General features: G+C 65.3%; 20 protein-coding genes and 1 tRNA gene. 13 read left to right on the top strand and 8 right to left on the bottom strand.

Features of this window, described 5'->3' with window-relative positions; genetic code table 11:
• The first annotated feature begins 577 nt into the window (after window positions 1-577).
• From ZRA01_RS03875 to ZRA01_RS03865, 3 genes are all read left to right on the top strand, one after another.
• Window positions 578-949, top strand: a complete 372-nt coding sequence (locus ZRA01_RS03875; RefSeq protein ID WP_141349487.1) for a hypothetical protein — start codon at window positions 578-580, stop codon at window positions 947-949.
• A 225-nt stretch (window positions 950-1,174) separates the two neighbouring features.
• A complete protein-coding gene (locus tag ZRA01_RS03870) occupies window positions 1,175-1,396 on the top strand; it encodes a hypothetical protein (RefSeq protein ID WP_141349485.1) in 222 nt (73 codons plus the stop codon).
• Window positions 1,397-1,466: 70 nt separating this feature from the next.
• A complete protein-coding gene (locus ZRA01_RS03865; protein WP_170182901.1) occupies window positions 1,467-2,252 on the top strand; it encodes a PEP-CTERM sorting domain-containing protein in 786 nt (261 codons plus the stop codon).
• Window positions 2,253-2,521: 269 nt separating this feature from the next.
• On the opposite strand, the gene aceB is transcribed toward ZRA01_RS03865, so the two are convergent.
• From aceB to ZRA01_RS03850, 3 genes are read right to left on the bottom strand one after another with little or no spacing between them, the layout of a single operon-like run.
• Entirely contained in the window at window positions 2,522-4,120 is a 1,599-nt protein-coding gene (aceB, locus tag ZRA01_RS03860; RefSeq protein WP_141349482.1) for a malate synthase A, read from the bottom strand.
• A gap of 27 nt (window positions 4,121-4,147) precedes the next feature.
• Window positions 4,148-4,933, bottom strand: coding sequence for a sulfite exporter TauE/SafE family protein (locus ZRA01_RS03855; protein ID WP_141349480.1), 786 nt, complete (start codon window positions 4,931-4,933; stop codon window positions 4,148-4,150).
• A 1-nt stretch (window position 4,934) separates the two neighbouring features.
• Window positions 4,935-5,627 carry a haloacid dehalogenase type II gene (locus ZRA01_RS03850; RefSeq protein WP_141349478.1) on the bottom strand — a complete coding sequence of 231 codons (693 nt, stop codon included), beginning with the start codon at window positions 5,625-5,627 and terminating at the stop codon, window positions 4,935-4,937.
• A gap of 174 nt (window positions 5,628-5,801) precedes the next feature.
• Between ZRA01_RS03850 and ZRA01_RS03845 the strand changes: the two genes are divergently transcribed.
• A complete protein-coding gene (locus ZRA01_RS03845; protein WP_141349476.1) occupies window positions 5,802-6,707 on the top strand; it encodes a LysR family transcriptional regulator in 906 nt (301 codons plus the stop codon).
• Here ZRA01_RS03845 and ZRA01_RS03840 read toward each other — a convergent pair.
• Complete coding sequence (locus ZRA01_RS03840) at window positions 6,689-7,291, bottom strand: hypothetical protein (RefSeq protein WP_141349474.1); 603 nt, start codon at window positions 7,289-7,291, stop codon at window positions 6,689-6,691. The two genes, ZRA01_RS03845 and ZRA01_RS03840, sit on opposite strands and share 19 nt — an antisense overlap.
• A 228-nt stretch (window positions 7,292-7,519) precedes the next feature.
• On the opposite strand from ZRA01_RS03840, the gene ZRA01_RS03835 reads away from it, so the two are divergent.
• The 7 genes from ZRA01_RS03835 to ZRA01_RS03805 all read left to right on the top strand — a co-directional run bounded on the left by ZRA01_RS03835 (window position 7,520) and on the right by ZRA01_RS03805 (window position 14,965).
• Window positions 7,520-7,936: a type IV pilin protein gene (locus ZRA01_RS03835; protein ID WP_141349472.1), complete on the top strand. Its 417-nt coding sequence runs from the start codon at window positions 7,520-7,522 to the stop codon at window positions 7,934-7,936.
• On the top strand, window positions 7,930-8,625 hold the full coding sequence (locus ZRA01_RS03830) for a GspH/FimT family pseudopilin (RefSeq protein WP_141349470.1): 696 nt from the start codon (window positions 7,930-7,932) through the stop codon (window positions 8,623-8,625). Before ZRA01_RS03835 ends, ZRA01_RS03830 begins: the two co-directional genes overlap by 7 nt.
• A 16-nt stretch (window positions 8,626-8,641) precedes the next feature.
• Window positions 8,642-9,100, top strand: a complete 459-nt coding sequence (locus ZRA01_RS03825; protein WP_141349468.1) for a type IV pilus modification PilV family protein — start codon at window positions 8,642-8,644, stop codon at window positions 9,098-9,100.
• A 9-nt stretch (window positions 9,101-9,109) separates the two neighbouring features.
• The gene (locus tag ZRA01_RS03820; RefSeq protein WP_141349466.1) at window positions 9,110-10,333 is read left to right on the top strand and encodes a PilW family protein; all 1,224 of its coding nucleotides are present in this window, start codon (window positions 9,110-9,112) and stop codon (window positions 10,331-10,333) included.
• A gap of 15 nt (window positions 10,334-10,348) precedes the next feature.
• Complete coding sequence (locus tag ZRA01_RS03815) at window positions 10,349-10,987, top strand: hypothetical protein (protein ID WP_141349464.1); 639 nt, start codon at window positions 10,349-10,351, stop codon at window positions 10,985-10,987.
• A gap of 29 nt (window positions 10,988-11,016) precedes the next feature.
• On the top strand, window positions 11,017-14,835 hold the full coding sequence (locus tag ZRA01_RS03810) for a pilus assembly protein (RefSeq protein WP_170182900.1): 3,819 nt from the start codon (window positions 11,017-11,019) through the stop codon (window positions 14,833-14,835).
• 54 nt (window positions 14,836-14,889) lie between these two features.
• Window positions 14,890-14,965, top strand: a tRNA-Thr gene (locus ZRA01_RS03805).
• Window positions 14,966-15,068: 103 nt separating this feature from the next.
• On the opposite strand, the gene ZRA01_RS03800 is transcribed toward ZRA01_RS03805, so the two are convergent.
• The 4 genes from ZRA01_RS03800 to ZRA01_RS03785 all read right to left on the bottom strand — a co-directional run bounded on the left by ZRA01_RS03800 (window position 15,069) and on the right by ZRA01_RS03785 (window position 17,530).
• Window positions 15,069-15,365, bottom strand: a complete 297-nt coding sequence (locus ZRA01_RS03800; protein WP_141349561.1) for a DUF167 domain-containing protein — start codon at window positions 15,363-15,365, stop codon at window positions 15,069-15,071.
• On the bottom strand, window positions 15,362-15,934 hold the full coding sequence (locus ZRA01_RS03795) for a YggT family protein (RefSeq protein ID WP_141349460.1): 573 nt from the start codon (window positions 15,932-15,934) through the stop codon (window positions 15,362-15,364). The genes ZRA01_RS03800 and ZRA01_RS03795 overlap by 4 nt, the downstream gene beginning before the upstream one ends.
• 14 nt (window positions 15,935-15,948) lie before the next feature.
• The gene (gene proC / locus ZRA01_RS03790) at window positions 15,949-16,761 is read right to left on the bottom strand and encodes a pyrroline-5-carboxylate reductase (RefSeq protein WP_141349458.1); all 813 of its coding nucleotides are present in this window, start codon (window positions 16,759-16,761) and stop codon (window positions 15,949-15,951) included.
• 121 nt (window positions 16,762-16,882) lie between these two features.
• On the bottom strand, window positions 16,883-17,530 hold the full coding sequence (locus tag ZRA01_RS03785; RefSeq protein WP_141349456.1) for a YggS family pyridoxal phosphate-dependent enzyme: 648 nt from the start codon (window positions 17,528-17,530) through the stop codon (window positions 16,883-16,885).
• Between the two features lie 158 nt (window positions 17,531-17,688).
• Here ZRA01_RS03785 and ZRA01_RS03780 point away from each other — a divergent pair, with 158 nt between their 5' ends.
• Window positions 17,689-18,732: a type IV pilus twitching motility protein PilT gene (locus ZRA01_RS03780; RefSeq protein WP_141349454.1), complete on the top strand. Its 1,044-nt coding sequence runs from the start codon at window positions 17,689-17,691 to the stop codon at window positions 18,730-18,732.
• A gap of 62 nt (window positions 18,733-18,794) precedes the next feature.
• On the top strand, window positions 18,795-19,931 hold the full coding sequence (locus tag ZRA01_RS03775; RefSeq protein ID WP_141349452.1) for a PilT/PilU family type 4a pilus ATPase: 1,137 nt from the start codon (window positions 18,795-18,797) through the stop codon (window positions 19,929-19,931).
• Window positions 19,932-19,972 lie beyond the last annotated feature (41 nt).

Genomic DNA, 19,972 nt, shown 5'->3' with positions numbered 1-19,972 from the left:
GCTCGATCGGCAAAGTGCGCCGTCACAATCCCATGTTGACGCTTCACATTGCCAAGTTGACCTCGCACTTTGCCAAGTGCACGCCGCACATTGGCAAGTGAACGCGTCACTTTGCCAAGTGCACGCCTCACTTTGGCAAGTGCACGGTGCACTTTGCCAAGTTGACCCTGCACATTGGCAAATGCACGCGTCACTTTGCCAAATGCACGCGTCACTTTGGCAAATGCACGGTGCACTTTGCCAAGTTGACCCTGCACTTTGCCAAGTGCACGCCGCACTTTGCCAAAGTGAGCCTGCAGATTGCCAAGATCAGCGCGTCAGATCGGCCCGGCGCCGTGCCGGATGCCGATCTGATCCAGGCCTCACCCCCTGCGCCTCCGAGGCCTCCTGGACGCGCCTTCCCTGTCCCTGATCGAACACCGCCATGGCGAGCTTGCCGCCGCCTCCCTGGCAGTGTCTGCCTCCGCTTGCCGGGCTCGTCTATATCTTATGGCATATTCATCTCGCGATGACATGCCTGTAAGATCTTTGGCGTTGTACACCACCGATCCATCATCAACCAAGCATGGAGCCGCACATGTCCAAGACTGCCCGCAAACGTATTCCCCTCGATGTCCTCCGCGCTGACGAAGACGCGCTCTTCGGCCTGCGCACCATCGAGGGCTACCAGCCGCCCAACGAGAACTTCACCCTTCCCGTCGTCAACGCGGCCTACAAGCGCTACAAGGACACCCAGGAGGCCGAGGCTCGCCTCGAAAAGGCCCTCGCCGCCGCCCGCGACGAGTCCATCGCGGCGGAGCACGCCTTCCACGATGGCGTGGGCGGCTCCAAGAAGCAGGTGCTGGCGATCTATGGTGACGATTCCGACCAGGTCGTCGCGGTGGGCCTCAAGAAGCGGTCCGATCGCAAGCCGGTGCGCAAGGCCAAGCCTGCGGCACCCGCCGCATAAAGCCAGCCTGAGCCCGGCCGGGCCCGCTGCTCTCACAGCTCACCCATAAGGCATCAACGTACTACGGCACCCGCAGGTGCCGTTGTGCCTCCCACCCCCGCCGCGCCCGCCTCTAAACCCTTACAAATACCTCGGGCGCTTCGAACGGCCTGAAAAGTCATCAGCGCGGCATCTGGCATACGGCGCTTCTGGCGGCAGGCTGAGCTTCAGGGTGGATGTCGGTGCGTGGCTGCGGACGCTAAAACCAATAAATCCCGCCCGCCCCGCAAGGGCTTCGTGACCCTGCCAGGATTGGGTAAACATCAAAAGCCTGAAACTGTCGAAATATTTTACAAATTTAAAGGAGATTATCTTTCGCGATGCCTGGACGCGGCTGCAACAGAATTTAAGCACCAGATTTTTAACAGTTTTTTATCAGCTGCCCAAACTGGCCTAAATTCTGCTTGAGTGATTCGGGATGTTTAAGGCCTCGCCGGCTATCCGTTCCACTCACCGCAACCCTGTTCAAGGAGCCATAATGATCTGCCATCTCGACAAAATCGCCGCCGCGTGCGCGATCGCCCTCGTCAGCGGCGCAGCTTCCGCCAGCGCCTTCACGTCCACCTCCCCGACGGGCTTCGACGTCACCACGGTCGGCGCAAGCACCGTGGGCGGCATCGTCGTGGAGGCCGTGGGCACCAACGGCGCCCGCGTGGTCAGCCAGCTGGCCGCGTCCTCCCTGTTCTCCGGCTACTACGATGACGGCACCCCGGTCGCCTACCGCGGCAACCCGGGCACCATCGGCATCCAGACCGGCTACAACTCCAGCGTGCTGTCGGCCCTCGGCGGTGGCTTCCAGTCTCTCTCCATCCGCTTCACCCTCTCCGACGGCGACACCGGTGCGGGTGACTTCGACGATGATGACAACAACCTGCTGGTGAATGGCATCAACTTCGGCAACTGGTCCGACGTGGTCACCCAGCAGACCAACTCCCTGGGCACCCAGATCGGCGCCGCGAGCACCGGCTTCCGCAACAGCATCCTGGACACTGGCTGGTTCAGCACCACCGACTCGGTCACCCTGTCCTCGCTGTACGCATCCCTGTCGGTCACCCCGTCCCTGACCTTCCAGGTTCAGGATTCCGACCCGTACGACAACTTCTACGACTTCACCCAGGGCATCGACAGCAGCATCATCAACGTCGGCCAGGGCCCCGTCGTGACCCCGCCGACCACCGCCGTTCCTGAGCCCGCCAGCTTCGCGCTGATGGGTCTTGGCCTGGCGGCCCTCGGCGCCGTCCGCCGCAAGACTGCCGGCAAGTAAGCGCCCGGCTGCCCGGCAAGAGCCGGGGCCTGGCTCCGGCCTCCAAAGGAAACGCAGGGCCGCCCCACGTTTCCTTTGCCCCCCACGGGGGGCGGGCTGGGCGGAGCCAGGCCCTGGGGCCGCACATAAAAAAACCTCGCCTTGACGAGGTTTTTTTATGTGCGGCTCCTCCATGAAGCCACGTCGAAATCGACCCATCGGCCTGCAGGAGGGGCCGAAAAGGCTGACCTCCTGCCTCCCCCGCTACGAGGGTGCGGCCAACCGGGGGATTACTCCATCGCTTCGTACAGCGGCAGGGTCAGGAACTCCGGGTATTCCGGGGTCAGCGACATCTTGTCGAAGATCACCGCGGCCTGGTCGTAGCTGGCGGTGTCTTCGCCCTGGGCGCTGACGGTGGCCTTCACCTTGGCAAGTTCCTCGGCGATCATCGGGCGGACCATCTCGACGGTCACCTTGCGGCCGTCGTCCAGCACACCCTTCGGGCTGACCACCCACTGCCACACCTGGGAGCGGGAGATCTCGGCGGTGGCCGCGTCTTCCATCAGGTTGTGGATGGGCACGCAGCCGTTGCCGGCCAGCCAGGAGCCGAGGTAGTGGATGCCCACGTTGATGTTGTTGCGCAGGCCGGCCTCGGTGATCGGGGTGGTCGGGCGGAAGTCCAACCACTGCTCGGGGCCGAACTTGCCGTCAACCTGCTTCTCCCACTGGTTGGGCTTGTCGCCGAGCACCTTCTGGAACTCTTCGGCGGCGATGGCGACGAGGCCCGGGTGAGCCACCCAGCCGCCGTCGAAGCCGTCGTTGGCGTCGCGGGTCTTGTCGTGGCGGATGCCGGCCAGGGCCTTCTCGTTGGCTTCCGGGTCGTTCTTGATCGGGATCAGGGCCGACATGCCGCCCATCGCCGGGGCGCCGCGCTTGTGGCAGGCCTGCACCAGGGCCAGCGCGTAGCCGCGCATGAAGGGCACTTCCATGGTGATGGCGCTGCGCTGGGCCAGGCAGAAATCCTGGTTCTTCTTGAACTTCTTGATGCACGAGAAGATGTAGTCCCAGCGCCCGGCGTTGAGGCCGGCGGAGTGGTTGCGCAGCTCGTACAGGATCTCTTCCATCTCGAAGGTGGCGAGGATGGTCTCGATCAGCACGGTGGCCTTGATGGTGCCTTGCGGCAGGCCGATGTGGTCCTGGGCCATCACGAAGATGTCGTTCCACAGGCGGGCTTCGAGGTGGCTCTCCATCTTCGGCAGGTAAAAGAAGGGGCCGGCGCCGCGGGCGATCTGCTCTTTTGCGTTGTGGAAGAACACCAGGCCAAAGTCGAAGATGCCGCCGGAGACGCGCTGGCCATCAACGGTGACGTGCTTTTCATCCAGGTGCCAGCCGCGGGGGCGGATCTGCAGGGTGGCGATCTTGTCGTTGAGCTTGTATTCCTTGCCAGCTTCGTTCTTGAACGACAGTTCGCGGCGGATCGCCTTGTAGATGTTGATCTGGCCCTGGATCTGGTTGTCCCACTTCGGGCTGTTGGAGTCCTCGAAGTCGGTCATGTAGGAATCAGCGCCCGAGTTGAAGGCGTTGATGATCATCTTGACCTCGACCGGGCCGGTGATCTCGGTGCGGCGGCGCTCGAGGGCCTTGGGCAGCGGGGCGACCTTCCAGTCGCCTTCGCGGATGGCCTTGGTCTCGGGCAGGAAGTCGGGCATCTCGCCGGCGTCGATGCGGGCCTGGCGCGCGACGCGGGCCTTCAGGAGCTCCTGGCGACGGGGCTCGAAGGCGCGGTGCAGCTTGGCGACGAACTCGAGGGCCTCGAGGGTGAGGATGTTTTCGTAGCCGGGCTGGAGGGGGGCGTTGATCTGCATGCCTTGGGGCAGGTTGAGGCTCATGGAAGCTCCTTTAGGTGAAGGTTAAGGTCAAGCGTAAGTCTTGATGAAATAGATGAGGCTGAGCACGGCGCCCACTGCCACCACCAGCCGCCGCAGCCATACGGCCGGCAGGCGGCGCGCGAAGGCCGCGCCGGCAAAGGCACCGGCCATGGCGGTGGCGATCATCAGCAGGGTGTGGGGCCAGCTGATGGCGCCGGCGATGATGAAGGTGGCCGCGGCCACGGTGTAATTGACCGCCGAGGTGAGGTTCTTGAGGCCGTTGAGCTCCTGCATGTCATCGACGCCCTGGATGGCCAGCGCAGCCAGCGTGAGGATGCCCATGCCGGCGCCAAAGAAGCCGCCATAGATCGCCACGATGGTCTGGAAGATCAAACCGCCAAGCCCGCCCGGCGTACCGGCCGCCCGCGTGCCGAGCCCGACCTTTGCCTTGGCCGCCGCAACGGCGCGGCTGATCTGCCCGGAGAATGCGAACAGGCTGGTGGCCACCAGCAGCAGCCACGGCACCAGGCGCGAGAAGGCCGCATTGGACGTCGCCAGCAACAGCAGGCTGCCGCTGATGCCACCGACCAGCGACACCAGCACCAGCAGCAGCGTCCACCGCGGATGGCGGCTCACCTCGCGGCGGTAGGCCCAGGCGCTCGACAGGCTGGCCGGCCACATGGCCACGGTGTTGCTGGCGTTGGCCATCACCGGCGGCACGCCGGCCGCCAGCAGCGCGGGAAACGAAAAGAAGGTGCCGCCGCCGGCGATGGCGTTCATGCCACCGGCCAGAAAGGCGCCGCCGCCGACGAGGAGGATCTGCGCGGCGTCCATGTCAGCCCCGCCCGCCAATGAGATAAGCCACCACGTCGTCCATCGTGCGGCCGGTGGCGGTGGGCGCCACGTCGAGCGCCTCGAGGGGCTGGCCGCTGCGGTTGATCCAGAAGGTGGTGAAGCCGTACCAGCTGGCGCCGGCCGCGTCCCAGCCGTTGGAGGTGACGAACAGGATGCGCTCCGGCGCCAGGCCGAAGGCGGCCGGGGCCAGGGCGTAGGCGTCGGGATGGGTCTTGTACTTGCGCACGGCGTCGACCGACAGCACGTGGTCGAAAAGCCCCTGCATGCCGGCGCTCTTGATCGCCACCTGGAGCATCTCGGGCGTGCCGTTGGAGAGGATCGCGGTGGGCAGGCCGGCGTCTTTGAGGCGGCGCAGCGCGGCGAGGTTCTCGGGGAAGGGCGACAGGCAGGCGTACTGGTTCATCAGCTGGGTGCGCTGCGCGCCATCGAGAGCCAGCCCCAGGCGCGCGGCGGCAAAGTCGAGTCCGTCCCGGGTGATGTCCCAGAAGGGCTTGTAGCGGCCCGACAGACTGCGGATGAAGCTGTATTCGATCTGCTTCTGGCGCCACAGCTCGGCAAGCGTCGCCCCCTTGCCCGGAAACAGCTGCTCGGCCAGGAGGCCCACCGAGTAGACGTCGAAGAGCGTGCCGAAGGCATCAAACGCGACGGCCTGGATGCGGGCTTGCTGCGCCATGCTGGTTTGCTCCTCGCTGCGTGGGGTGACGGGTGGGTGTTGGTGCCGGAGCGCCGGCCCGCTATCTGCTTGCGGAACGACATCTCTTTTACTGCAATGCAGCGAAGTTTATTCAATGCATAAAGAAAAAAGAAGCCATAATAAAATCAAATGATTTTTTACTTTTAGTACAAAATGAGCAACTTCAAGGAGATCACCGCCTTTGTCAGCGTGGCCAGCCGCGGCAGCCTGTCCGCCGCGGCCCGCGCCGAGGGCGTGACGCCGGCGATGATGGGGCGGCGCATCGACGCGCTGGAGGAGCGCCTGGGGGTCAAATTGCTGCTGCGCACCACCCGCAAGCTGAGCCTGACCTTCGAGGGCAGCGCCTTTCTGGAAGACTGCCAGCGCATCCTCAACGACCTCGCCAACGCCGAGGCCTCGGTGAGCCTGGGCGGCGTCAAGGCGAGCGGGCACATCAAGGTCTCGGCGCCGGCCGGCTTCGGGCGGCGCCACGTGGCCCCGCTGCTGCGCGACTTTCTGGCCGCCAACCCCGAGGTGAGCTGCAGCCTTGATCTGTCCGACCGGCTGGTGGACCTGGTGAATGAAAGCGTCGATTGCGCCATCCGCATCGGCGAGCTGAGCGATTCGAGCCTGGTGTCGGTGCGCCTGGGCGACAACCGCCGGGTGGTGGTCGCCAGCCCGGCCTACCTGGCCCGCAGCGGCACCCCGGCCCACCCGGACGACCTGGCGCGCCACGACTGCCTGTCCCTCGACCCCCAGCGCGGCTGGGTCTTCTCCGACCCCGACACGCCGGGCCAGACGCGCACCATCAAGGTCTCGGGGCGCTTCGAGTGCAATGACGGCACGGTGCTCCACGACTGGGCGGTGGGCGGCATCGGGCTGGCCTGGCGCTCGATGTGGGAGGTGGAACAGGATCTCGCCAGCGGTGCGCTGGTGTCGGTGCTCGACCGCTACGCGGCCCCGCCCACCGGCATCTACGCGGTGTTTCCCCAGAACCGCCGGCTGCCGCTGCGGGTGCGGCTGCTCATCGACTATCTGCGCGGCCTCTTCGGGCGCCCGGATTACTGGCGCGGCGCCTGATCGTCGGCGGCGTCGGCTTCCGCGGGCAGGCCCACCTCGAACTCCAGACGCAGCCGGCTCGGGCTGGCCTCCCCGGCCAGATCGCCGGGCTGGAAACGCCAGTGGCTGACCAGCTCGGCATACACGCCGGCTGCCGGGCACAGCTGCGCCTCGCACAGGGGCACGATGCGGTCGACGGTGCCGTCGGCGCTGATCGCCAGCTCCAGCTGAAAGCGGCCGGGCGGCGTGTCGGGCAGGCTCGGCCAGGCGTTCTCGTCGGGCGGGGTGAGCAGCTCGGGGCCACGGCTGAGCAGCGAAGCCGGGCGGTAGCGTTCAGGCAAGGTCTCGGCTGGCGACGACGCCGCGAACTCGCCCGGCTCCGGGACAAGGGCGTGGGGAGCGACGGCATCAGGAACGACGGCAGCGGGGGCAGGCTTCGGCTCGACTGCCACCGCGGGCGCCGACGGCAGCACCTGCGGCGTGGCTCGCAGCGCGCCCGGGGGCGGCTTGACCAGCCGGCCCGCGAGCAGGTTCTGCCGCCCTGGCACCGTTGGCGTCTGGCCGAAGTGCGGCGACACCACGACGAGGGCGCCATGGGCGAGCACGGAAAGCACCACGGCGAAAGCGAGACGGAAGCCCGGAGAAGCTTCAAGAGGGCGAAATTGAAACACCGGATCAGTGACTTGCAGGATGACCGAGAGGCATGCGGTGCACGATAGCCCTGCCGTACAACGGCACCGCTGCCGCCTGTCGGCAGGAGATTTCCGCCGGTCGCAAGGGACTCGCCTTCGCGCCTTCTCGATGTCATCTTAGGCTCAAAGGAGATTATGCAGATGAGCAAGCAAACGGGCTTCACCCTGATCGAGCTGATGATCGTGGTGGTGGTGGTGGGCATCCTCACCGGCATTGCCGTGCCGGCCTACACCGATCATATCGTGAGGGGGAAGATCGCCCAGGGCGTCGGCGCGCTGTCCGAGGCCAAGGTGCGCATGGAGCAGGTCTTCAACTCGGAGCGAACCTACAACTGCGCCCTGGATTTCAGCCCGGTCTTCAACGAGACACCCTTCAGCGTGGCAATCTCCAACTGCACCACCACCACCTTCACGATGACCGCCACCGGCAAATCGGCCAACGGCATGAGCGGCTACACCTACACGATCAACCAGTCCGGCGAGAAGACCTCCAAAACCCCCTCCGTCACGGCGTCCCAGAGCTGCTGGCTGCTGTCCAAGGGAGCCACCTCATGCTGAGTCTGCTGAGCGCCCCCAGGGCCGGGCTCCGCCCAGCCCGCCCCCCGCGGGGGTCAAGAAAACTTGGGGCGGCCCTGCGTTTCCTTGAGAGGCGCACGCAGCGGGGCGTAACACTGCTCGAGCTGATGATCACCGTTGCCATCGTCGGCATCGTCGCCGCCATCGGCATCCCCCAGATGGGGCAGTGGATTCGCAACAGCTCGGTCAACTCGGCCGCCGAAATCTTGCAGAACGGGCTGCGGCAGGCCGAGGCCGAGGCCATCCGGCGCAACCTGCGGGTGGAGTTCATGCTGACCAACGGCACCCCCGCGGCCTCCGGCATCAAGACCCTGACCGCCACGACGAACGGCAAGAACTGGGCCATCCGCGCGCTGGACGGCCTGACCCCGCTGGCCGACGAGAACGCGGCCTACGTGAACGGCTTCCAGCTCAAGGAGGTGTCATCCGACATCACCGTCGAAGGCCCGGCCAGCGTGCTCTTCAGCGGCTCCGGGCGGGTGCTGGACAACAAGGGCGCGGCAATTTCCAGCCATCAGGTCTACCGCATCTCGCGCAGCAGCGCCGAAAAGGCCCTGTGCGTGTTCGTGACACCCGGGGGCGGCGTGAAGCTGTGCAACCCCGCGCTGGCCTCCGGCGAACCGTTTGCCTGCCAGCCGCAGATAAGCCTCGTCAAGTGCCCCAAAGCCTGAGCCCGAAGGTCTGACCATGAACACCAAACAGTCCCGATCCACCCGGCCCACCCAGTCGGGTTACGTCCTTCTCGAGGCGCTGGTGGCCCTCCTGATCTTTTCGCTGGGGCTGCTGGGCATGGTCGGCTTCCAGGCCGCCTCCACCAAGATCGCCACGGACAGCCGTTTCCGCACCGAGGCGGCGATGCTCGCCGACGAGCTGCTGGCCAAGATGACGGCTTCCGACGTGAGCAAGGTGGAAACCGAGTTTGCCGCCCCCAACGGGCCAAAGTTCAAGGCCTGGCTCAACGACCGGGTGATCGCCGCGGCACGCCTGCCGAACGCGGTGGTAACCCCCACCTTCACCAAGTCCGCCACCACGAGCACCCTCATCGTTTATCTGGAGGTGACCTGGGAGATGCCTGGCGTGGCCAAAAACCCGACTCAGATCAAGGAAGTCAAAGGGCGCTACGTCACCCGCGCACTGCTTTTCTAGGAAGCCCACATGTTCAAGCGCCCCATGCCGAAGCCGAAAGCCCAGCGCGGCATCAGTCTTGTCGAAGTCATGGTCGGGATGGCCATCGGCCTGCTGGCCTCCCTGGTCATCTTCAAGGCCTTCACCTCCAGCGAAACGTTCCGCCGCAACGTGGGCGGCGCCGCCGACACCGTCCAGACGGCTGCCGTCGTCGGCGCACGGCTCAACCTGATGCTGGAAGAAGGCGGCGCCGGGCTGGTGCAGGGCCGCAACATCTGGAGCTGTCTGTTGAAGGTGAACCGCGCGGGCAGCCCGCTGCTGCCGGTGTCGAGTTTCCCGGCGCCCTTCGAGAGCTTTCCCAAGTCTGTCCGGGTGCTGCCCGTCGGCATCCGGGACGGCGGCACCGGCTCGGATACGGTCATGGTGATCGCTGCCAACTCCCCGTCCTCGAACCGGGACATCCCCTTCGACTCGACGGGGACCTCCCTGACCGTCTCGAACCCCAACGGGATCGGCCTCAAGGACGCGGGCCAGAGCACCACCGACCTGCTGCTGGCAGTCGCCCAGGACGTGGCCGGCGGGCCGGCAGATTGCCAGATCGTCCAGGTGGCCTCCAACTACTCCGGCGGCACCCCGACCCAGGACATCTCGCTGGGGCTGGCGGTGATGCCTGCCGCCGCAAAAGTGATCTCACCAGCCTCCTACACGGTGGTTCCGCTCAATCAGGGTTCGAGCTCCTACGGCACCCTCCTGTCGACCACCAACAGCCCCTCGGCCTTTCACCTCGGGCGCGAGGACCAGCCGACCTTCTCGCTGCTCTCGGTAAATAGCAGCAACGAGCTGGTCGAATACGATCTCCTGCAAAGGCGCCCGCTGCAGTCCTTCGGCGAGAACATCCTGCTCTTCAAGGCCCGCTACGGTGTCGACAACGGCGTCGGGGGCATCCCCAACGACGATGCGGTGGATGAATGGATCGCCCCGTCCGAATCCGGCTGGAGCATCACCGAGCTGATGGACGGCAACGCGGCCACCCAGCAGAAGGTCGACCAGATCAAGGCGATCCGTATCGGTGTGATCCTGCGCACCCCTCAAGCCCAGGTAGTTGACGCCAAGCCGACCCAGCTGGTGCTGTTCCAGGATCTCCAGACCAGCCGGCAGGTGACCGTGAAACTCTCGTCCAGCGAGCAGCGCTACGGCTACCAGGTGTTCGACTGGGTGATTCCGCTGCGCAACATGAAATCCACTCCCAAATAATCTCCAGGTGTCCCCATGCGATTGCGCACGCATCCCTTCTCGCTCCCACATCCGTCCCGCAGCCGGGGGTCGGTACTGGCCGTGGTGCTGGTGGTCCTCGTCGTGATGATGCTGGGCGGGGTTTCCCTGCTCCGCTCGGTCGACACCTCGGCGCTTCTGTCGGGCAACCTGGCCTTCAAGCGCGACTCGGTCAACCGGACCAGCGTCGGCCTGAACAGGGCCTTCGAGGTCATGCAGCGCAGCGACTTCCTGGCCAACGAAGCCAGCGACGATGGCTGCGACCCCGGGCCGTGCACGGCGGCCGCCACCTGGATCTCGCTCAACTACTCGCCCCGCCTCCTCGAAGCCGATGCCAACGGCGTTCCGCGGATCCTGAAGAACAAGGCCGAGTTCGACGCAAAGTTCTCGAAGATCAAGCCCGTCAGCGAAGACGGCCAGGAGGTGCGCTTCCTGATCGAGCGGATGTGCTCGGACTTTGGCCCGTCCAGCGAGTCCAAATGCTCCGTCTCGGACCGCTACGAGCTTGGCGGCTCCTACCGGCAGGACAAACCCGGGTCGATCTCGCTGCCGCTCTACCGCGTCACCATCCGCAGTGACGGGATGCGCAATACGCAGACCTACGTTCAGGCAACCGTTACCACCCGAGTCAAATGATCGTCGCCGCCGCACAAAGGAAACATCAAATGAAATCCACGACCTTCATGCCCGGCTTGCGCACGGCTACGCTCGTGCTGGCCGGCGTCGCGACCATGTCAATGACCACCGGCGCCACCGCCGCGCTCACGCCGCTGGCAGACCAGCCGATCTCGATCGCCGACGTGCCGGCCAACGTGATGCTCGCGCTGTCGGTCGAGTTCCCCACCGCGATCACCCGAGCTCACCAGGACGATGGCGACACCTTCGTCACCACCAAAAAATACCTCGGCTATTTCGACCCCAACAAGTGCTACACCTACAACGGTTCGTATTTTGAGCCGGCCGACTTCGCCGGTTCAAACTACACCTGCGCGAACCGGTGGAGCGGCAACTTCATGAACTGGGCCACGATGCAGGGCGTGGACACCTTCCGCTGGGTGCTCACCGGGGGCCTGCGGCTCACCGACGAGCCCAAGACATTCGCCAGCGCCAGCGGGTCGCCGCTGGGCAAGACCGTGTTGCAGCGGGCTTACGCATCGGCGCAGGGAAGCTACCTGACCAGCAACTTCCCGGACCGTTTTCTGGACAAGAGCCTGGTGAAGAGCTACACCGGGCTGCCCGTCGATTTCCATGACCGTCCGTTATGGATTCGCAACGGCGGCATGGGCGTGCAGGTCCGCTTTGGCTACGAAGCCGAAGGCAAGGCCCCATGGTCTAAGAACGCCGAAACGTCGATTGAACAGACACAGGTCGCCGTTTACAACGTCAACGTCGAGGTCTGCCGGGATCAAGGCACCGGCGCGGGCAGTTTCCTGGAATCCAACTGCCGCAAGTACGTGGACTCGGCCGGCACCAAGACCGTCTGGAAACCCGCCGGCCTGATGCAGCAATACAAGGACAAGATGTATTTCGGCGCCTTTGGCTATCTTTATCTGACCGAGAATACCGCCAGCAACATCGCGCGGGACGGCGGCGTCCTGCGCGCCCAGATCCAGAGCCTCGACAACGAGATCACCGAAACCGGCGCCTTCCTTGACGACCCCTACGGCATGCAGGCCAAGCAGCAGGTCAACAGCGGTACGATCAACTACCTCAACAAGTTCGGGCAGAGCAGCGGAAAGTACAAACGGTTCGACCCGGTGAGCGAGATGTACGCCGAGGCCGTAAAGTATTTCAAGGCCATGACGCCCACGGCCTCTTATGTTTCCGGCGTGGACGCCACCCTGCGGGACGGCTTCCCCGTGTTCACCGAATGGAACGACCCCGCCAGGGACCCCAAGTATCCCACCCAGGGCGCGCTCTCCTGCAAGAAGAACTACATCATCGGCATCGGTGACACCAACAGCAACTACGACCGCAACCTGTCGGGCAGCAACGCCCCGGCTCCCAGCGACGTGGACGGGAACATGGCCGGCAAGACGGCAAAGGCCTGGACCGACACCGTGGGCGCCCTCGAGGGCTTGGGCTCGACCCTCGGCACCGACCTGGTTGCAGGGTCCAGCGGCACCGACAACGGCTACCTGATGGCGGGGATCGCCTATTACGCCCACTCCAACGACATCCGCACCGAGCTTCCCGGAACCCAGACCATCGAAACCTACTGGATGGACGTTCTCGAAGGCGGCTATGCAAACAAGAACCAGTACTGGCTGGCCGCCAAGTACGGCGGCTACAAGAAGCCCGACCCCAAGGCCCCGCCCTCGGCGTTCAATCCAAGCACCGACATCTGGGGCGGCCTGGACGTCAAGAAGACCAACATCCGCAGGTACAACGGCTACGAATTACCCAACAACTACTTTCCCGCAAGCAAGCCGGACGACATGTTCGTTGGCCTGCAGAATGCTTTCATGAGCATCGCCGAAGGTGCTGGCGCAGCAGCAGGTAGCGGCCTGTCGAGCCTGCAGCTCAGCGAGACGAGCGGCGGCTCCAACACCTATCAGGGCACCTATGACGCGGGGACCTGGTCAGGCGACGTGATCGCCTCCAGGATCAACAAGATCGTCAATGACCAGCCCGACCTCACCCAGCTCTGGAGTGCCGCCGCCAAATTGGGGAACATCGGGAGCGACAACCGGATCATCGTGACCATGAGCCCGGTCGACAAGACCAAGACGAACCCCGTCCCGTCCGACCTGAGGGGTACGCCCTTCCGCTGGGATTACCTCAGCGCGACCCAACAGCTCAACCTGAGCATCTCGAGCGCGGCGCCGACGGGCAACTCGACCGACGGCAAGAACATCCTCAACTACCTGCGTGGTGACCGCAGCAACGAGTCGACCATCGCGACCACCAAGGCCTACCGCCTCCGGACGAACCTTCTGGGCGACATCGTCGACTCCAAGGTGACCTACCTCGGCAAGCCGAACGCCAGCTACTCCGACACCCACAACCCGGGCTACACCACCTTCAAGAGCAGCAAGGCCAGCCGCACGCCCCTCGTCTTCGTGGGCGCCAACGACGGCATGCTGCACGCCTTCGATGCCAGCGAAAGCACCAACGCGGGTAACGAAGTCTTCGCCGTGGTGCCCTACTCCACCTTCGAAGGCCCCGACGGGACTCCGCAGAGCAGCGGCCTGCAGGCGCTTGCCCGGCCGACATACACCCACCACTACTACATGAACGCCACGCCGGAAATCCGTGACGTGGACTTTGCCCGCACCGGCAACAGCCTCGCTGCCATCGGCGCCAGCACGCCCGCCGACTGGCGCACGCTGCTGGTCACCGGCCAGGGCAAGGGCGGACGGAGCTTCATTGCCGTGGATGTGACCGACATAACGCCGGGCTCCCTCAACGAAACCGGCATGGCCAGCAAGATTCTGTGGGAGTTCAGCCATGCGGACATGGGCTACAGCTACGGTCGTCCGCTCATCGCAAAGACCCGCCGCTGGGGCTGGGTGGTGATCCTGACCTCCGGCTACAACAACACCACCGGCAAGGGCGCCCTCTTCGTCCTGAACGCAAAGACCGGCGAGCTCCTCAAGGGCCCCATCCAGACCAGCGCCGGCACGGCCACGAACCCCGCCGGCCTCGCCCAGATCGAGGGCTACACCGAGGGCTACTCCGACTACACCTTGAAGTACGTCTATGGCGGCGATCTCCTCGGCAATCTGTGGCGTTTCGACTTCAGCGACCTCACCAAAGACCCCGCGGCCATCAAGATCGGCGAACTCAAGGCACCGGACGGAACCCCCCAGCCGGTCACGACGGCGCCCAAGATCGAATACTCGGCAAAAGACCTGAAGCGCTACGTCTTCGTCGGGACCGGGCGGCTGCTGTCACTGGAAGATCAGGGCAACACGCAGCAGCAGACCCTCTACGCCTTCCGTGACGGCACCAAGAGCCGCGCCTATGGATCGGAGAGCCACGAAACAGCCCTTCCCGGTGGGGTCTCCTTCCCGATCACCCGCGCCAAGATGGCCGCCGTGACCAACCTGCTGGCCGGCGCGACGGCAGACAGCGCCACCCCCATGGGCTGGTACTACGATCTGACCGGGCGCTTCGCCAGTGTCGGCAAGCCAGCGGTGACCGAACGCATCGTGCTCAACCTCCAGGCCAACGATGGGGTGGTGACATGGGGCGGCTCGATCCTGAACGACGACCCCTGCAACGCCAGCGGCACCACCCGCCTCTACTCCGCCTACTACGGGAGCGGCCAAAGCGTGCTGAGCACCGTGGTCGGCGGCCAGCGCTCGCGCATCGAATGGATGGAGCTGAGCCCTGGCCTGGCCGACACCTCCCTGGTCCGTATCGGCTCCAGCATCCGGGTTCTCGGCACCGACGTGAGCGGCGGCAGCAAGATCTACGGCAGCACCGTCGCCGAGTCCGGCGAGCCGCGGGTTACAAACTGGCGCGTGATCCACGAATAACCCCACCGAGCGGGCTTGATCCGACCTGGCTTATTAAATATAATTCAGGGCTTCGCTGCTGTAGCTCAGTCGGTAGAGCAACTGATTCGTAATCAGTAGGTCACCAGTTCGATTCCGGTCAGCAGCACCAGTACCAAAGCAAAAGGCCAGTCCACACGGACTGGCCTTTTGCTTTGTGATTTCGCGTGCGGCGCGGCCGACCCGAACCGGCTTTCGCCGGGAGTACGGCAGGTTCAGTCGCCGGCGAGCCCGGCAACCCTGTCCAGGTCCGCACCACGCAGACGGACCCGCTTGGCGCGGGAACTATCGCCGCTGATCAGCTCGACCGCCGACTTGGAGACCCCGCAGGTCTTGGCAAGAAAACCCAGGAGCGCGGCGTTGGCCTTGCCGTCCACCGGCGGCGCAGCCAGACGGATCTTGAGCGCGCCGCCATGCAGCCCGGCGATCTCGGTTTTGCGGGCGCCGGGCTGAATGTGCAGCGTGAGAATCAGGCTGCCGTCGGCAGCCTGGGCATACCAGCTCACGCTCAGGCCACGCCGATCAGCATGAGCTTGGCCATGGCCAGGGCGCTGAGCGCCACCTGCAGCAGCAGAAACAACGCGATGGGGCTCAGGTCGACGCCGCCGATGAGCGGGATGACGCGCCGGAACGGACGCAGACACGGCTCCGCGAGGGCATTGATGACACCGGCCATCGGCGCATGGGGATTGACCCACGACAGGATCGCCGACATCAGCACCACCCCCATCAGCAGGTAGAGCGCCACCTTGACCGTCTCAAGCAGGCCCACGCCCCACATCACGGCCAGCAGGCTGAACGGGTTTGCCGCACCGATCCGGCCCAACAGGCCGAGCATGGCAAACACCACCAGAACCTGGACCACCCACGCGGGCAGCAGGCTGGCCAGATCCAGCCCCCCGAGGCCGGGAATGAAACGCCGCAGGGGCAGCACCAGCCAGTCGGTGGTGGCCACGACGAACTGGCCGATGGGGTTGCGGAACGAAACCCGCTGCCACTGCATGATGAAGCGTGCGAGCAGCACGCCGGACAATAGGCCGCCGAGGGTTTCGATGACGGTGAGGAGAAGGCTTCCGAGCATGATGCCTCCCTGGATCAATCGCGGCCCAGCTCGTCGCCGAGCTCGCGCCCGCGGGCTTCAGCTGCCACCACGGCCCGCCGGATCACGTCCGGGAAACCATCTGCCGCCATCGAGGCCAGCGCCGCCGCCGTCGTGCCACCCTTCGAGGTGACGCGCTCGCGCAGCACCGCGGGCGACTCGGCACTGCCGGCGGCCAGCCGGGCCGCGCCGAGCACGGTGTCGATGGCCAGCTTACGGGCAGTGTCGGCCTCGAAACCGAGGGCCTCGCCCGAGGCTTGCAGACACTCGATGAAATGGAAGACGTAAGCCGGGCCGCTGCCCGAGATGGCGGTGACGCCGTCGATCTGTGCCTCGTCCTGCACCCACACGGTGGAGCCGACCGCCGCCAGCACTTCTTCGGCAGCCGCCCGCCCGGCCGCATCCACCGAAGCATCGGCGAAAAGGCCGGTGATGCCCGCCCCGATCAGTGCCGGGGTGTTCGGCATGCAGCGCACGAGCTTGCCATGGCCCCCCAGCCAGCGCCCGATGTCGGCGAGGCGCAGGCCGGCGGCGATGCTCACCACCAGCTGCCGGTCGAGCCGGCCGGCGATGGGCGCCACCGCCGCGCGGAGCTGCTGGGGCTTGACCGCCAGCACCAGCACATCGCAGGCCAGCGCCGCATCATCAATGGCCTCGATGGCACGCACGCCGAAGTCGGCGGCGAGGCGGGCCCGGCCCTCACCGGAGAGTTCGACCACCTGCACGTCCGTCGCCTTGAAACCGCGCTTGAGGAGGCCGCCGATCAGGGCTACCGCCATGTTACCGCCGCCGAGGAAGGTAATTTTCATTGCCGTCTTTCCGTCTGTAGGAATCGAAAGGATACAGGCCACCCGGGATGATGCGGCGCCTGTTCGGAAAACAACCGGGGCGGGGCGCAGCGGGTGGCCGCAGCATTCCGCCAGCCGGATTTCAGGACCGGGAACCGAAGATCGCCGTACCGACCCGGACCATGGTGGAGCCCTCCGCGATCGCCGCCTCGAGATCGTCGGACATGCCCATCGACAGGGTGTCGAGGGCCAGGCCGTCGGCGTTGAGCTGGTCGCGCAACTGGCGCAGCGTGGCAAAGCGCGCCCGCTGCAAAGCGACGTCGGAGGTCGGCTCGGGGATCGCCATCAGGCCACGCAGCCGCAGCCGTGGCAGGCCCGCCACCGCATGGGCCAGCTCAGGCAGCTCGCCCGGCGCCACGCCGCTCTTGCTCGCCTCGCCGCTCACATTGACCTGGATGCACACCTCGAGGGGCGGCAGATGCGCGTCCCGCTGGGCCGACAGGCGCTCGGCGATCTTCAGGCGGTCGATGGAATGCACCCACACAAAGCGGTTCGCCACGAGGCGTGTCTTGTTGCTCTGGAGCGGGCCGATGAAATGCCATTCGAGGCCCAGCCCGGCCAGCGCGTCGACCTTCTCGGCGCCCTCCTGCACGTAGTTCTCGCCGAAGGCACACTGCCCGGCGGCCGCGGCCTCACGCACGCTGTCGGCCGGCCAGGTCTTGCTGACGGCCAGCAGCCTTACTTCGGCGGCATCACGCCCGGCCGCCTCGGCGGCACGCGCGATGCGCATGACAAGGTTTTGGAGGCGGGCGGAAAGCCCTGACTTATAATCTTGCAAAGCTCAATTTTCGGAAGCCTGGGGCCGTTGAGTATAGCACCGGCCCGTGGCCCCAAAATTGTGCCCGAACCCGGCCCCTCCCCCCCCCTCCAAAGCGACGAGCCACCACGATGGATATCACCGAACTGCTTGCCTTCACCGTCAAGAACAAGGCTTCCGACCTGCACATCTCGGCCGGTCTGCCGCCCATGATCCGCGTCCATGGCGACGTGCGCCGGATCAACCTGCCGGCGCTCACCCACAAGGATGTGCACGGCATGGTCTATGACATCATGAACGACGCCCAACGCAAGCAGTACGAGGAATTCCTCGAGACCGACTTCTCGTTCGAGATCCCCAACCTCGCCCGCTTCCGGGTCAACGCCTTCAACCAGAACCGCGGCGCAGCGGGTGTGTTCCGGGTCATTCCGTCCAAGGTGCTGACCCTCGAAGAGCTCAACTGCCCGAAGATCTTCAAGGACATCTCCAGCCAGCCCCGCGGCATCGTGCTGGTCACCGGCCCCACCGGCTCGGGCAAGTCCACCACGCTGGCGGCGATGGTCGACTACGTCAACGAAAACGAATACGGCCACATCCTCACCATCGAAGACCCGATCGAATTCGTCCACGAATCCAAGCGCTGCCTGATCAACCAGCGGGAAGTCGCCCGCGACACCCAGTCCTTCAACGCCGCCCTGCGCTCGGCCCTGCGGGAAGACCCGGACGTGATCCTCGTCGGCGAGCTGCGCGACCTCGAAACCATCCGCCTCGCCCTCACCGCCGCCGAGACCGGCCACCTGGTGTTCGGCACCCTGCACACCTCGTCCGCCGCCAAAACAGTCGACCGTATCGTCGACGTCTTCCCGGCTGCCGAAAAGGACATGGTCCGCGCGATGATGTCCGAATCCCTGCGGGCGGTCATCTCGCAGACCCTGCTCAAAACCAAGGACGGCGCCGGGCGCGTGGCCGCCCACGAGATCATGATCGGCACCCCGGCCATCCGCAACCTCATCCGCGAGAACAAGGTCGCCCAGATGTATTCCGCCATCCAGACCGGCCAGGGCGTGGGCATGCAGACCCTCGACCAGTGCCTGGCCGACCTGGTGCGGCGCAACATCGTTTCGGGTGCCGAAGCCCGCGTTCGTGCCGCCAACAAGGACAACTTCACGGCCTGATCGCCGGTCAACCCCGGACAATCACCGATATCCGCCGGTCCGCCCGGCAACAGGAACACACCATGGAACGCGACCAGGCACTCAAGTTCATGAACGACCTGCTGAAGCTGATGCTTCAGAAGAACGGGTCCGACCTCTTCATCACCGCCAACTTTCCGCCGGCCATCAAGATCGACGGCAAGATCGTGCCCCAGTCGAACCAGCAGCTCACCCACACCCACACCGCCGAGCTGGCGCGGGTGATCATGAGCGACCGCCAGGCCCAGGAATTCGAAGCCACCAAAGAGTGCAACTTCGCGATCTCGCCGGCGGGCATCGGGCGCTTCCGGGCCAACGCCTTCATCCAGCAGGGCCAGGTCGGTCTGGTGCTGCGCACCATCCCCCAGCGCATCCCCAACTTCGATGAGCTCGGCCTGCCGCCGGTGCTCAAGGAGATCGCCATGTCGAAGCGCGGCCTGGTGATCTTCGTGGGGGGCACCGGCACCGGCAAGACCACCTCGCTGGCGGCGATGGTGGATTACCGCAACGAAAAGAGCTTCGGCCACATCATCACCATCGAAGACCCGATCGAGTTCGTGCACGCCCACAAGAACTGCATCGTCACCCAGCGTGAGGTCGGCATCGACACCGAATCCTGGGAGCCGGCGCTCAAGAACACCCTGCGCCAGGCCCCCGACGTGATCCTGATGGGCGAGATCCGTGACCGCGAAACGATGGACTACGCCATCGCCTTCGCCGAAACCGGCCACCTGTGCCTGGCCACGCTCCACGCCAACAGCGCCAACCAGGCCATCGACCGGATCATCAACTTCTTCCCCGAAGAGCGCCGCCAGCAGCTCCTGATGGACCTCTCCCTCAACCTGCGCGCCCTGATCTCCCAGCGCCTCCTGCCCATGTGCGACCGCAAGGGCCGCGTGCCGGCGGTTGAGGTCATGCTCAACTCGCCCCTGATCTCCGACCTCATCTTCAAGGGCGAAGTCCCGGGCATCAAGGACGTCATGAAGCGCTCCAGCGAGCTGGGCATGCAGACCTTCGACCAGAGCCTCTTCGACCTCTACGAGCGCAACCTGATCACCTACGAAGACGCCCTCCGCAACGCCGACTCCATGAACGACCTGCGCCTGCAGATCAAGCTCAAGAGCCGCCGCGGCGACCGGGGTGACATGCTGTCGGGCATCCAGAACCTCGACATCGTGTAAATGGGCGCATAAAGCTACTGCGCACTCCGATCCTGCGACTG

This window comes from Zoogloea ramigera, from assembly GCF_006539865.1.
GTDB classification, from domain to species: Bacteria; Pseudomonadota; Gammaproteobacteria; order Burkholderiales; family Rhodocyclaceae; genus Zoogloea; species Zoogloea ramigera.
The sequence above is the reverse complement of the archived record's forward strand: the minus strand, read 5'-3'. Positions and strand labels throughout refer to the sequence as shown.

What these genes read in the sequence shown, in the direction of transcription:
- ZRA01_RS03875 (WP_141349487.1), top strand. Translation starts at nt 578, where the DNA reads ATGTCCAAGACTGCCCGCAAACGTATTCCCCTCGATGTCCTCCGCGCT.
- ZRA01_RS03865 (WP_170182901.1), top strand. Translation starts at nt 1,467, where the DNA reads ATGATCTGCCATCTCGACAAAATCGCCGCCGCGTGCGCGATCGCCCTC.
- aceB (WP_141349482.1), bottom strand. Translation starts at nt 4,120, where the DNA reads ATGAGCCTCAACCTGCCCCAAGGCATGCAGATCAACGCCCCCCTCCAG.
- ZRA01_RS03855 (WP_141349480.1), bottom strand. Translation starts at nt 4,933, where the DNA reads ATGGACGCCGCGCAGATCCTCCTCGTCGGCGGCGGCGCCTTTCTGGCC.
- ZRA01_RS03850 (WP_141349478.1), bottom strand. Translation starts at nt 5,627, where the DNA reads ATGGCGCAGCAAGCCCGCATCCAGGCCGTCGCGTTTGATGCCTTCGGC.
- ZRA01_RS03845 (WP_141349476.1), top strand. Translation starts at nt 5,802, where the DNA reads ATGAGCAACTTCAAGGAGATCACCGCCTTTGTCAGCGTGGCCAGCCGC.
- ZRA01_RS03835 (WP_141349472.1), top strand. Translation starts at nt 7,520, where the DNA reads ATGAGCAAGCAAACGGGCTTCACCCTGATCGAGCTGATGATCGTGGTG.
- ZRA01_RS03830 (WP_141349470.1), top strand. Translation starts at nt 7,930, where the DNA reads ATGCTGAGTCTGCTGAGCGCCCCCAGGGCCGGGCTCCGCCCAGCCCGC.
- ZRA01_RS03825 (WP_141349468.1), top strand. Translation starts at nt 8,642, where the DNA reads ATGAACACCAAACAGTCCCGATCCACCCGGCCCACCCAGTCGGGTTAC.
- ZRA01_RS03820 (WP_141349466.1), top strand. Translation starts at nt 9,110, where the DNA reads ATGTTCAAGCGCCCCATGCCGAAGCCGAAAGCCCAGCGCGGCATCAGT.
- ZRA01_RS03815 (WP_141349464.1), top strand. Translation starts at nt 10,349, where the DNA reads ATGCGATTGCGCACGCATCCCTTCTCGCTCCCACATCCGTCCCGCAGC.
- ZRA01_RS03810 (WP_170182900.1), top strand. Translation starts at nt 11,017, where the DNA reads ATGAAATCCACGACCTTCATGCCCGGCTTGCGCACGGCTACGCTCGTG.
- ZRA01_RS03795 (WP_141349460.1), bottom strand. Translation starts at nt 15,934, where the DNA reads ATGCTCGGAAGCCTTCTCCTCACCGTCATCGAAACCCTCGGCGGCCTA.
- proC (WP_141349458.1), bottom strand. Translation starts at nt 16,761, where the DNA reads ATGAAAATTACCTTCCTCGGCGGCGGTAACATGGCGGTAGCCCTGATC.
- ZRA01_RS03785 (WP_141349456.1), bottom strand. Translation starts at nt 17,530, where the DNA reads ATGCGCATCGCGCGTGCCGCCGAGGCGGCCGGGCGTGATGCCGCCGAA.
- ZRA01_RS03780 (WP_141349454.1), top strand. Translation starts at nt 17,689, where the DNA reads ATGGATATCACCGAACTGCTTGCCTTCACCGTCAAGAACAAGGCTTCC.
- ZRA01_RS03775 (WP_141349452.1), top strand. Translation starts at nt 18,795, where the DNA reads ATGGAACGCGACCAGGCACTCAAGTTCATGAACGACCTGCTGAAGCTG.